The 10,000-nt window shown below is 61.6% G+C and carries 13 protein-coding genes; 4 read left to right on the top strand and 9 right to left on the bottom strand.

All coding sequences use genetic code 11. The features are described from left to right. Positions 1 to 145: 145 nt before the first annotated feature. Positions 146 to 1,093, bottom strand: coding sequence for a nitronate monooxygenase (locus LDL37_RS12805; RefSeq protein WP_290798971.1), 948 nt, complete (start codon positions 1,091 to 1,093; stop codon positions 146 to 148). Between the two features lie 190 nt (positions 1,094 to 1,283). Between LDL37_RS12805 and queF the strand changes: the two genes are divergently transcribed. Then, positions 1,284 to 1,745 carry a preQ(1) synthase gene (queF, locus tag LDL37_RS12800; protein ID WP_290798968.1) on the top strand — a complete coding sequence of 154 codons (462 nt, stop codon included), beginning with the start codon at positions 1,284 to 1,286 and terminating at the stop codon, positions 1,743 to 1,745. Between the two features lie 44 nt (positions 1,746 to 1,789). On the opposite strand, the gene LDL37_RS12795 is transcribed toward queF, so the two are convergent. The 4 genes from LDL37_RS12795 to LDL37_RS12780 all read right to left on the bottom strand — a co-directional run bounded on the left by LDL37_RS12795 (position 1,790) and on the right by LDL37_RS12780 (position 3,729). Next, positions 1,790 to 2,230, bottom strand: coding sequence for a hypothetical protein (locus tag LDL37_RS12795; protein WP_290798966.1), 441 nt, complete (start codon positions 2,228 to 2,230; stop codon positions 1,790 to 1,792). A gap of 120 nt (positions 2,231 to 2,350) precedes the next feature. Then, entirely contained in the window at positions 2,351 to 2,704 is a 354-nt protein-coding gene (locus LDL37_RS12790; RefSeq protein WP_290798963.1) for a DUF86 domain-containing protein, read from the bottom strand. Then, positions 2,701 to 2,991 (bottom strand): nucleotidyltransferase family protein, encoded by a 291-nt coding sequence (locus LDL37_RS12785; RefSeq protein ID WP_290798960.1) that lies wholly within the window; start codon positions 2,989 to 2,991, stop codon positions 2,701 to 2,703. Before LDL37_RS12785 ends, LDL37_RS12790 begins: the two co-directional genes overlap by 4 nt. Positions 2,992 to 3,096: 105 nt before the next feature. Beyond that, positions 3,097 to 3,729 (bottom strand): nitroreductase, encoded by a 633-nt coding sequence (locus tag LDL37_RS12780; RefSeq protein WP_290798957.1) that lies wholly within the window; start codon positions 3,727 to 3,729, stop codon positions 3,097 to 3,099. A gap of 83 nt (positions 3,730 to 3,812) precedes the next feature. On the opposite strand from LDL37_RS12780, the gene LDL37_RS12775 reads away from it, so the two are divergent. The 3 genes from LDL37_RS12775 (at position 3,813) to LDL37_RS12765 (ending at position 5,738) form a co-directional block, all read left to right on the top strand. Next, positions 3,813 to 4,436 (top strand): NUDIX hydrolase, encoded by a 624-nt coding sequence (locus tag LDL37_RS12775; protein ID WP_290798954.1) that lies wholly within the window; start codon positions 3,813 to 3,815, stop codon positions 4,434 to 4,436. A gap of 15 nt (positions 4,437 to 4,451) precedes the next feature. Further along, positions 4,452 to 5,279 carry a serine O-acetyltransferase gene (gene cysE, locus LDL37_RS12770; protein ID WP_290798951.1) on the top strand — a complete coding sequence of 276 codons (828 nt, stop codon included), beginning with the start codon at positions 4,452 to 4,454 and terminating at the stop codon, positions 5,277 to 5,279. A 258-nt stretch (positions 5,280 to 5,537) separates the two neighbouring features. Further along, positions 5,538 to 5,738, top strand: a complete 201-nt coding sequence (locus LDL37_RS12765) for a DUF3126 family protein (RefSeq protein ID WP_272741450.1) — start codon at positions 5,538 to 5,540, stop codon at positions 5,736 to 5,738. Here LDL37_RS12765 and LDL37_RS12760 read toward each other — a convergent pair. The 4 genes from LDL37_RS12760 to rnpA form a co-directional block, all read right to left on the bottom strand. Further along, on the bottom strand, positions 5,735 to 6,538 hold the full coding sequence (locus tag LDL37_RS12760; RefSeq protein WP_290798946.1) for a DUF3445 domain-containing protein: 804 nt from the start codon (positions 6,536 to 6,538) through the stop codon (positions 5,735 to 5,737). The genes LDL37_RS12765 and LDL37_RS12760 overlap by 4 nt on opposite strands. Positions 6,539 to 6,588: 50 nt before the next feature. Beyond that, positions 6,589 to 7,284 carry a ribosome biogenesis GTP-binding protein YihA/YsxC gene (yihA, locus tag LDL37_RS12755; RefSeq protein ID WP_290798943.1) on the bottom strand — a complete coding sequence of 232 codons (696 nt, stop codon included), beginning with the start codon at positions 7,282 to 7,284 and terminating at the stop codon, positions 6,589 to 6,591. Between the two features lie 99 nt (positions 7,285 to 7,383). Further along, complete coding sequence (gene yidC, locus LDL37_RS12750; RefSeq protein WP_290798940.1) at positions 7,384 to 9,360, bottom strand: membrane protein insertase YidC; 1,977 nt, start codon at positions 9,358 to 9,360, stop codon at positions 7,384 to 7,386. Between the two features lie 19 nt (positions 9,361 to 9,379). After that, a complete protein-coding gene (gene rnpA, locus LDL37_RS12745; protein ID WP_290798937.1) occupies positions 9,380 to 9,718 on the bottom strand; it encodes a ribonuclease P protein component in 339 nt (112 codons plus the stop codon). Positions 9,719 to 10,000: the final 282 nt, after the last annotated feature.

Genomic DNA, 10,000 nt, shown 5'->3' with positions numbered 1-10,000 from the left:
TGGGCAAGGTGCGGTGCGGCTCCGTTTTCCACCTCTGCGCATGCCCGCATTGTCATTAAATTGCAATGAAAATGTCACAAAACTCGGCATACGAGGGGTGCTCAGCCTTTGACTTGGGAAGTCATGGGTAAGAATTCAATCATCTTCAAATGATGGAATCGTCCGCAAACCTTTGCGTGGCTTCGGAAAATTCCGCTTTCAGCCGCGCAATCAGTTCAGAGGTGGGCAGGATGTCGCGCACATTGCCGGTGCCTTGCCCCGCCGACCACAGGGTCTTCCACGCCTTGGCCTCGTCGCTCATTTCGTGGTCCATGTCCATCTTCGTGGTCATGTCCTTCAGCATGTCTTTGGTGATGCCGTGGCTTTCGAGTGAAGGCAGCAGGAAGGAGGCGGGGACGCCCGAAATGGCCGGCGTATAGACGATGTCCTTGGCCGACGACTGGGTCAGCATGGTCTTGTAGCCGTCGCTGGCCATGGCCTCTTCGGTAGCGATAAAGCGCGTGCCCATATAGGCGAGGTCGGCCCCCATCATCAGCGCCGCCGCCACGTCCGATCCGCGCGACAGGCAGCCCGACAGGACGATCGTGCCTTCGTACCACTGACGGATTTCGCCCAGAAGCGCGAAGGGGTTATAGGTGCCCGCATGGCCGCCCGCGCCGTTGCAGACAAGGATCAGCCCGTCCACCCCGGCCTCGGCAGCCTTTTGCGCGTGGCGCACGGTGGTGATGTCGTGGAAGACCACGCCGCCATAGGCATGCACCGCATCGACCACGTCACGCACCGCCCCCAGCGAGGTGATGACCAGCGGCACCTTCTTTTCGACCGTCACCCTCATATCGGCCATCAGCCTTGAATTGGTCGGGTGGACGATCATATTGACGCCGAAGCGGGCGTCATCAGGCGTCAGCGCCCCTTGAATTTCGTCGAGCCATTGCGCATAGCCTTCGGTGGTCCGCTGATTGAGCGCCGGAAAGGTGCCGATCATACCGCTCTGGCACGTCGCAATGACCAGCTCCGGCCCGGAGACCAGGAACATCGGCGCGGCAATGGCGGGGAAGCTGAGGCCCGCTTTCAGGGTATCCGGAATGGCCATGGTCGTTTCTTGCCCTTAAGTAAACTGTTGTATTCGCTTAATTATTATCCATATCAAGCGACATTGCAAATGTTGCCTGAGATTCCATTTGTGAATGTGCCTGCTATCGAGCATAGGAAGATTCACAAGTACGGCATCCGGAGACGTAGTCTCTTCGGATGCCCCATCGCGTAATAAGGAAAGGTCGTTCATGGCGCACTATACCGATAATCTGACGCAACTGGGCCAGCAGTTGGGCGCGCCGACCGACCCGGACAGCGCCGTTTTGGAGCGCGTGCCTAATCCGCACGCCGATATCGACTATGTGGCGCGCTTTACCGCTCCGGAATTCACGTCCCTGTGTCCGGTGACGGGGCAGCCCGATTTCGCGCATCTGGTCATCGACTATGTGCCGGGTGAGTGGCTGGTCGAGTCGAAATCGCTGAAACTGTTTCTGACGGCCTTCCGTAATCACGGGGCGTTCCACGAAGACTGCACGATCTATATCGCCAAGCGCCTGCGCGACCTGCTGGCCCCGCGCTGGCTGCGCATCGGTGGCTTCTGGTATCCGCGTGGCGGCATCCCGATTGACGTCTTCTGGCAAACGTCCGAACCGCCGAAGGGCGTGCTGATCCCAGACTTCGGCGTGGCGACCTATCGCGGCCGGGGGTGAGGGTCAATTATACCTCCCTGCCCTTGGGCGGGGAGGTATAAGAACTACGACGTGTCTTTGCGGTTTTTCGCAACGGGCGTTTCAAAATGCCGGGCCATGACCTGTCTGAGGCTTTCGGGGTCGCCTTTGCTCGCGCGATACAGGGCCTTTGCCTTCATGGCGAGCGCACGGCTGGCGATTTCGGCCTGAGTCTCTTTGGCCTGAGTCTCTTTGGCCGGCGCAGGCGAGGGCGCGGTTTTCTTTGCGGCCACCTGTTGCTCGATACTGGCCACGGCGTTTTTGATCGCCTTGGCTTCGGTGGCGTCGCAGCGGGCATAGAGCCGCTCGATCAGCAAAGCGCGGCGGATGCCCTTTTCGATCTCCTCGCCGGTTTTGGGGTCGTCTTCGCGGCTGAGCGCCAGCAACATCCGGTCGGCTATGGCGCGCAGATGCCCGCGCCGGGTTTCCGGTGTCAGAGCCTCAGGGATGTCTGCCGCTGTGTCCATGCGAGCGAGGATAGACCGCCGTCAAATAGCGGGGATAGATTTTGTTCTTCCTCCCGCGCCAACGGGGAGAGGGGCAAACGGGTGCAGGGTCTGTGACCCTGCCCGTCAGAGGCCTGGGCTTCAGCTCAATTCGGATATTTGCCGCTGCAATTGCGGCAGGCTGACGCAAAGCGTTTCCCAGATCAAATCAAGGTCGAGATCGAAATAACCGTGCGCCAGACGGTTGCGCATTCCGCGCATGTTGCGCCACGGAATGTCCGGATGGTGTTCGATAAAGTCCGGGCTTTCCATCATCAAGCGCGTGGCCGCTTCGCCCATGATGATCAGGTTCATGATCACCGCCTGTTGGGTTCGGCGGTCACTGAGGAACGTGGCATGGTCCATGCCTTCGACGTAGTCAAGGGCCTGCGTGACGGCGTCCTGTATATGCCGGATATAGTCTTCGCGTCTGGCGGGTGGGTCGTCCGGCCTCATACGGGTTGGGCTTCGGCAAGGACTGAGTTGCGCAGGCGGGCAGGAAGATCGCCGGGGGTCAGAAGATCGACCTTTACGCCCAGCAGGGTTTCAAGCTCGTCCTGCAGGCCCCCCAGATCGAACAGGGTCGCGCCCGGCAGTGGGTCCACCAGCAGGTCGAGATCGCTGCCTTCAGTATCCCTGCCGTGCACAACAGAGCCGAAGACGCGCAGATTGGCCGCGCGGTAGCGCACCGGCAGTCGGCGCGCGGCATCACGTTGCTGATCAAGGGCGAGGGAAGGTTTCACTTTAAGCTCCGTCAGGGGTGAGACTAACGCAGAACGGGTCGGCCTGTAAACGGGTGCAGGGTCTGTGACCCTGCCCGCCGGAGGCCCTTCTTACTGAGGCCTAAATCACCCCTCCCAGTAACTCACCCGTTCGGCATAGTCCGGGCGGTCGCGTTCCAGCGGCGCTTCGGTGGGCGTGCCGAGGTAGATGAAGCCGGCCACCTCTTCGCCGTCCCTGAGGCCCAAAAGCGCCTTGGCCTCGGCGTCATAGGCGTACCAGTCGGTGATCCAGTTGGCGCCATAGCCCATCGCCACCGCCGCGATCAGCAGGTTCTGACAGATGGCAAACGCCGAGCCCATCTGCTCCCACAGGGGGATCTTGTGCGGCTGGACGGGGGAATAGACGACCATTAGGGCTTCGGGTGGTGTGGAGAGTTTGAGCAGCGCGCCCGCCTGCGCCTTGTCACCGCGCGCTTCGGCCAGAGCGCGCAGCTTATCGACCAGCCGCGCCTTCGACTGCGGGGTGAAGCGCACGATGCGCCAGGGACCGATCTTGCCGTGGTCGGGGACGCGGAAACCGATCTTCAGCAGCACCTCCATCTCGTCTTCGGAGGGCGCGGGCAGGCCAAGCGTCGGGGCGGGGGCCGAGCGCCGCGTCAGCAGCAATTCCAGCGTTTGCGCCGATACTTTGGCGGGCAGGGGCGTGCCAAAAGGGATGGGGGCGAGGTCCAGTTGACGGATATCGGCTTTTTCGGTCATGGCGGTGTCCGGCGCAAAAAATCAGGTTCAACGCATATAGGACATGCTATGGCGCTTGGACAGACGCAACCGGACGAATAGACATGACCACTGCCAGCCTGCCGCCCTGGGATTCCGAAGACCGCAATGCGAAGCGCGCCCGCTGGCAGCCGCGCAATGCCCGCGTCATCCATTCGTCACCGTGGATTGAGGTCGAGTTGTCCGAACCGATCGCCCCGACCGGCCGCGTCGCGCAATACGGTATGGTGCGCTTCCGCAACCGGGCGATGGGCATGATACCGCTGCACGAGGACGGCACCGTCACGCTGGTGGGGCAGATGCGCTACACCTTTGACGCCTGGAGCTGGGAAATCCCCGAAGGTGGCGTCCCGCACGATGAAGACGCCATGGCCGGGGCGCGGCGCGAACTGCGCGAAGAAACCGGCTTTGAGGCGGCTTCCCTCGTTGAAATCCTGCGCCTTGACCTCAGCAACTCGGTGTCCGACGAGGTGGGGATCATCTACCTCGCCACCGGCCTGACTCAGGGGGAAACCCAGTGGGACGATACCGAAAACCTTGAAATCGCGCGGGTTCCCTTCAAAGACGTGCTCGAAGCTGTTATAAAAGGGCAGATACGCGACTCCTTAACCGTTGCGGCGGTACTGAGGGTGTACCATATGGCTGTCACAGGGGCGCTGGAGGCGTCGCTGGCGGCAAAGATTGTGTGAGGCGAAGGGTCAAAGATGGCGCAACCGTTTGAGGTGATTACACCGCAGGACAAGCCGATCTGGCTGACCCTGCGTCAGGAAGCCTCTGACGTGGTGGCGTCGGAGCCGGGGCTGGCCTCGCTGCTGCATTCGACCATCCTGTCGCACGACGATCTGGCCTCGGCCCTGTCCTATCACATGGCGCGCAAGCTGGCCGACGACACCCTGCGCGGCATGACGGTGCGTGAGATGGTGCAACGCTATCTCAAGGCCGACCGCACTCTGGTCGAGGCGGCGGAGGCCGATCTTCAGGCCGTCTATGAGCGCGATCCGGCGGCCAAGGGCTATCTGCAAACCTTCATGTTTTTCAAAGGCTTCCTGAGCCTGCAAGTCTATCGCATCGCGCACCGCCTGTGGCAGGACGGGCGCTTTACCATGGCGCACCTGCTGCAAAGCCGCGTGTCGGAACTGTTCCAGATCGACATTCACCCGGCGGCAAAGGTCGGTAAGGGCGTGCTGATGGACCACGGCACCGGCATCGTCATCGGTGAAACGGCGGTGGTGGGCGATGAGGTGTCGATGCTGCACGGCGTGACGCTGGGCGGGACGGGCTCTGAACAGGGCGATCGTCACCCCAAGATCGGCCGCGGCGTGCTGCTGGGGGCCGGCGCCAAGGTGCTCGGCAATATCGAGATCGGTGAGTTTGCCAAGATCGCCGCCGGTTCGGTGGTCCTGAAGCCCGTCCCGGCGCACTGCACAGCCGCCGGCGTTCCGGCGCGGCTGGTCAACTGCCAGACCTGCCCCGACCCGGCTAAGTCGATGGATCAGACGCTTTCGGACGTGATCTACGATTACGTGATTTAACTCACCCAAAAGTCTTGGCCTGCGGCCAATACATTTTGGGTGGGGTCAATATCGAGCAAAATTCTCTTGGGGCGGCCCTGCGAGAATTTTGCGCTTTAAGGCTTTAAGTGAAACCCAAATGCTTGGGGAAGGGCGCGCCTTGGGGTTTGCCTCTGGCGGCGTTCGCGGGTACACAGACACACACAATTTATCCCGGCCCCGGTGAAATCGTGCTTTGATCGCATCGTTCAGGGACCAGCCATTCAAGAGACACAACACATGACACCCGCAGAAATCACCAAGGTGCAAGCCTACCTGACCCAGACCTTCGGCACCAAGGGCCTTGAGGTCCGCGCCCGCAAGCAGAAGGACTCCGCCGAGGTCTATATCGGCGAAGACTTTGTCGGCGTCGTCTATGTCGATGAGGACGAGGAAGGCTCTTACCTGTTCGAAATGGCCATCCTCAAGGAAGACCTCTAACGCCGCAGCCTGCTCAGCAGGCGCTCACGTTCGGCCGACAGGCCCTTATATTCGCTTTGCGCCTCATCTAGGGCTTCGATCTGACGGATCAGGCCTTGGGTGAGGCGTTCGCGTTCCGGGTGGGCCTCAATGGCCTCCAGCGGCGTCAGGTGGATGCCGATGGTGAACAGCACCGCGCCCGTCTGCGGCAGCTTGCGTAGGGTCTGGCGCTCAACGCGCACATGGACGGTGTCGGCGCGGTCGCCGCTGCCGAAGCGCTGTGGCGGGGACAGGTGGGGATGGTGCAGCGTGTCCGTGCCATACAGCGACCAGTTCCAGCGGATGACCGGCTCATCGGGACGCAGATTGTCGAAAATGCGCTCGATGATGGTCGCGTTGCGTGTCCCCGTCTGGAAGTCGGGCACGGGGCCATGCACCTGATGCAGGGGCTTGCCCAGCTTTTCCGGCAGCGACCACGAGGAGGGGAAGCAGATGCAGCCCGCCGTCAGCCGCCAGCCTTCGGGCGATCTTTGCAAGATGGCCAGGTCTTCGGCCACCAGTCGTGCGGCGGCGATCAGCGGCGCGTCAGACGGCGGGGCGGCGGTGTTGAGCGTGGTTTCGATCAGACGCAGGGCTTCGGCTTGCGCGGCCTCTGAGCCCGGTAGCGCACCGAAGACGGCGTCGCGGTCTTCGGTGAGCAGGCGTTCTTTTTCCGCCAGATAGCGGGGCAGGCGCTCATCACGCTCCAGCCACGCCGCTTCTCCCAGCGGGGCCAGACCGATGCGAAACAGAGGCTGCGAACCGTCAAAGGGCGTGTGCATGAGCGCTATCTTATACCTCCCTGCCTTTGGCGGGGAGGTATGAATGAGACTTACGGCGCGACCGCGCAGGTCGTCATGATCTCGGCGCGCAGTTCGGGGATGCCGTGGCCCTTTTCCGATGAGGTCGCCAGCACCACCGGGTGCGCCGCCGGGCGCTTTTTGATCTGGGCCTGCGTCTTCTCGATGACGGCCTTAAGCTCGTGCGGCTTGATCTTGTCGGCCTTGGTCAGGACGATCTGATAGGAGACGGCGGCGACGTCCAGCGCGTCCATCGGCTCATTATCGACCGCCTTCAGCCCGTGGCGCGCGTCGATCAGCAGATAGGCGCGTTTGAGGTTCGGGCGGCCGCGCAGATAGTCGCGCCCCAGATTCTGGAACTTCTTGACCTCGGCCTTCGACGCCTTGGCCCAGCCATAGCCGGGCAGATCGACCAGCCGCAGCTTCTCATCCAGCACGAAGAAATTGACTTCGCGCGTGCGGCCCGGCTCGTTGGAGGCACGCGCTAGGTGGTTCTGCCCGACCAGCGCATTGATCAGGCTCGACTTGCCGACATTGGAGCGCCCGGCAAAGGTCACTTCGGGCAGGTCGGCCGCGGGCAGTTGCTCGATCTTGGCCGCGCCCATCATGAAGGTGGCCGGGCGCGCAAACAGCACGCGGGCCGCTTCGAGCGTTTCGGCGGAATAGAGCGCCTCGTCAGGCGTCTCAGCGGCGGGCGTCTCAGCGTTATGTTGCGTTTCGTCGGTCATGGACGTGCCTTTAAATACTTATACCTCCCCAGTAAATTGGGGAGGTATAAGAGGGGACGGGGTCTCCCCGCCAAAGGCAGGAAGGTATGACGGATCGCCTTAGTCCTTCTTGGTCCCGCGGGTGCGCTTGGTGCCGCCCGCCGAGCTGCCCGTGGCCGCCGGCTTGCGCTTGCGGGCCGGGGTGCCTTGCGTCACTTCGCCTTCGTGGATGGCTTCCTCGGCCACCTCGATGACGTGCGCCGCTTCGGACTTCGGTTTGGTTTTGGCGACCTTGCCCAGCAGGGTGTCGATCGGGTTTTCGACGCCCATCTGACGCATCAGCATATATTGCTGCGCCACGGTCAGGACGTTGTTCCAGATCCAGTAGATCAACAGACCCGAGGCAAACGGCGCCATGATGAAGGTGAAGATCACCGGCATGAAGGCGAAAATCTTGCGCTGCATGGGGTCCGGCATCGGCGGGTTCATGCTTTGCGACAGCCACATGGACGCGCCATAGAGCAGCGGCAGGATGCCGATGTGCAGCGAGGTGGCCATCAGACCTCCAATGACCGGCAGGGCCGCCGGATCGTAGGGCAACAGGCCGAACAGGTTGAACATCGTCGTCGGGTCTTTATCCGACAGGTCCTGAATCCAGCCAAAGAACGGCGCGTGGCGCATTTCGATGGTGACGAACAGCACCTTATACAGGGCATAGAAGACCGGCATCTGCACGAAGATCGGCAGACAGCCCGACATCGGATTGACCTTTTCCTTCTGGTAAAGGCCCATCATTTCAATCTGCATCTGCTGCGGATTGCCTTCGTGCTTCTTCTTCAGCTCCTCGACCTGGGGCTGAAGCATCTTCATCTTGGTCATCGACTCATAGGATTTATGCGCCAGCGGGAAGAAGATGAGCTTGACCAGAACGGTGAGACCCAGAATGGCCAGACCGAAATTGCCGACATATTTGAACAGGAAGTCCAGCACGAAGAACATCGGGCGGGTGAAGAACCAGAACATGCCCCAGTCGATGGCCTTGTCAAAGGCGGGCAGCTTCAGCTTGTCCTGATAGGCGGCCAGAAGCGAGGCCTGCTTGGCACCGGCAAAGATGTGGTAGGTGACGCTGACCGGCTTGCCCGGTTGCACCGTCACAGCGTCGGCGACGTAGCCGGCCTGATAGAGGAAGTTGAAGTCCTTATCATTGGCGGTCGTCTGGTCCGTCGCCTTCATCGAGGCGTGAATCTTGGCCTTCTGATCCGGGATGACGGCGGCCAGCCAGTATTTATCGGTCAGGCCCATCCAGCCGCCGGTCGAGTCAGCCTTGAAATTGGCCTTCTTCTCGTCCTTTTCCCAGTTGTGGAATTTGAATTCCGGCGTGGTGTAACCCTTGCCCGTGGCGTCCTTGGAGAAGGCGCCAATGCCGCCTTCGTGCAGGATCATGTTCTTGCCCAGCGTCTCCGGCGCGCCCTGACGCACGACATTGGCATAGGGGGCCAGCGTCACCGCCGCGCCCGTGGCATTGACCACAGTGTCGGTGACGGTGATCATATATTTGTCATCAAGGCTCAGGCGGCGTTCAAAACGCAGGCCCGTACCGGCATCATAGCCCAGCACCACGTCCTTGCCCGGCGACAGCACGCTGCCCGACAGCACCGTCCACACGCTGTTGCCCGACGGCAGGCCCGGCACATTGGCCCCGACCCAGCCCGATTCGGCATAGTAGGCGTGCTCGGCCCCTTGCGGGCGGAACAGCTCGACATTGGGGGAGTCGGCCTTCAGCGTCTCTTTATATTGCTTGAGGAACAGGTCGTCGATGCGCGCCCCGGCCAGAGACAGCGAACCCTTCAGCGCCGGGGAGTCGATGGCGACGCGCGGCGTGGCGGCCACGGCCTGATCGCGCGGCAGCTTGCCTTCGACAAACAGCGACTCCGGCGTGGCGACGGGAGCCTTGGCGGCCTCGATCTTCTTCTGCGCCATGGCGGCGGCGCGTTCCTTCTCCATCTGGGGCCCGGCCACAAAGAACTGATAGCCGAACAGGATCGCCATGGAGAGGGCGAGGAAGATGAACATATTGCGATTGTCGTCGCGCTTCATGAGAGACTCTGAAGAGGGGTTAAACTTTGGGCGACAGCCTTATCAGGGCGCGTTTGACATCGTCAAGCAAACCTTGCCACGGGCAGGACTTGGTTGCGTCGCGGGCGATGAAGACATAGTCGTGGCCGGGAAGGCCAAGGTCGGGCAAAAGGGCGCGGGCCGCTTCGCGCATCCGGCGCTTGGCGCGGTTGCGTTCCACCGAACCGCCGGTCTTTTTGGTGGCGGTAAAGCCTACGCGGATGGTCTCGTCCCCGTCATTGCGAAAGCGCGCCTGAATGACCACAGTCGGGCGCGCCTGATAGGCCGCCTTGTTGGCGGCCAGAAAATCGCTGCGGTTTTTCAGAACGGGAAAGGTCATTTGAACGTCTTATATGTCCCTGTATCTAAGGGGGAAAGGTCGGTAAGGTGTGTATAGACTCCCTACCCGATCATCGCCGTTGGAACCCGCGCGGCGGCCTGTCTCCTCCCTGCGGCGTAAGCCGTGGGGAGGGGGACCGCCAGCGCAGCGCAGCGGTGGTGGGGGAGGGCTCAGTTCTTACCGCCTTCTCTAGAGCGATGTGCGGAAACGAAGTTCGGCGAAGCCAAAAGTGTGAGCGGTTTTCCGCAAAAACATCGCGACAAAACAAAAATTTAGAGCGAA

It is taken from the genome of Asticcacaulis sp., from assembly GCF_020217185.1.
In the GTDB taxonomy this organism is placed as follows: Bacteria; Pseudomonadota; Alphaproteobacteria; order Caulobacterales; family Caulobacteraceae; genus Asticcacaulis.
Note: the sequence above shows the minus strand (reverse complement) of the source record. Positions and strands in the feature narration are given on the sequence as shown.

Coding starts and splice junctions, on each gene's coding strand:
- cysE (WP_290798951.1), top strand. CDS start 4,452: ATGGCGCAACCGTTTGAGGTGATTACACCGCAGGACAAGCCGATCTGG.
- yidC (WP_290798940.1), bottom strand. CDS start 9,360: ATGAAGCGCGACGACAATCGCAATATGTTCATCTTCCTCGCCCTCTCC.
- LDL37_RS12780 (WP_290798957.1), bottom strand. CDS start 3,729: ATGACCGAAAAAGCCGATATCCGTCAACTGGACCTCGCCCCCATCCCT.
- LDL37_RS12775 (WP_290798954.1), top strand. CDS start 3,813: ATGACCACTGCCAGCCTGCCGCCCTGGGATTCCGAAGACCGCAATGCG.
- queF (WP_290798968.1), top strand. CDS start 1,284: ATGGCGCACTATACCGATAATCTGACGCAACTGGGCCAGCAGTTGGGC.
- LDL37_RS12795 (WP_290798966.1), bottom strand. CDS start 2,230: ATGGACACAGCGGCAGACATCCCTGAGGCTCTGACACCGGAAACCCGG.
- LDL37_RS12760 (WP_290798946.1), bottom strand. CDS start 6,538: ATGCACACGCCCTTTGACGGTTCGCAGCCTCTGTTTCGCATCGGTCTG.
- LDL37_RS12790 (WP_290798963.1), bottom strand. CDS start 2,704: ATGAGGCCGGACGACCCACCCGCCAGACGCGAAGACTATATCCGGCAT.
- yihA (WP_290798943.1), bottom strand. CDS start 7,284: ATGACCGACGAAACGCAACATAACGCTGAGACGCCCGCCGCTGAGACG.
- LDL37_RS12805 (WP_290798971.1), bottom strand. CDS start 1,093: ATGGCCATTCCGGATACCCTGAAAGCGGGCCTCAGCTTCCCCGCCATT.
- LDL37_RS12765 (WP_272741450.1), top strand. CDS start 5,538: ATGACACCCGCAGAAATCACCAAGGTGCAAGCCTACCTGACCCAGACC.
- rnpA (WP_290798937.1), bottom strand. CDS start 9,718: ATGACCTTTCCCGTTCTGAAAAACCGCAGCGATTTTCTGGCCGCCAAC.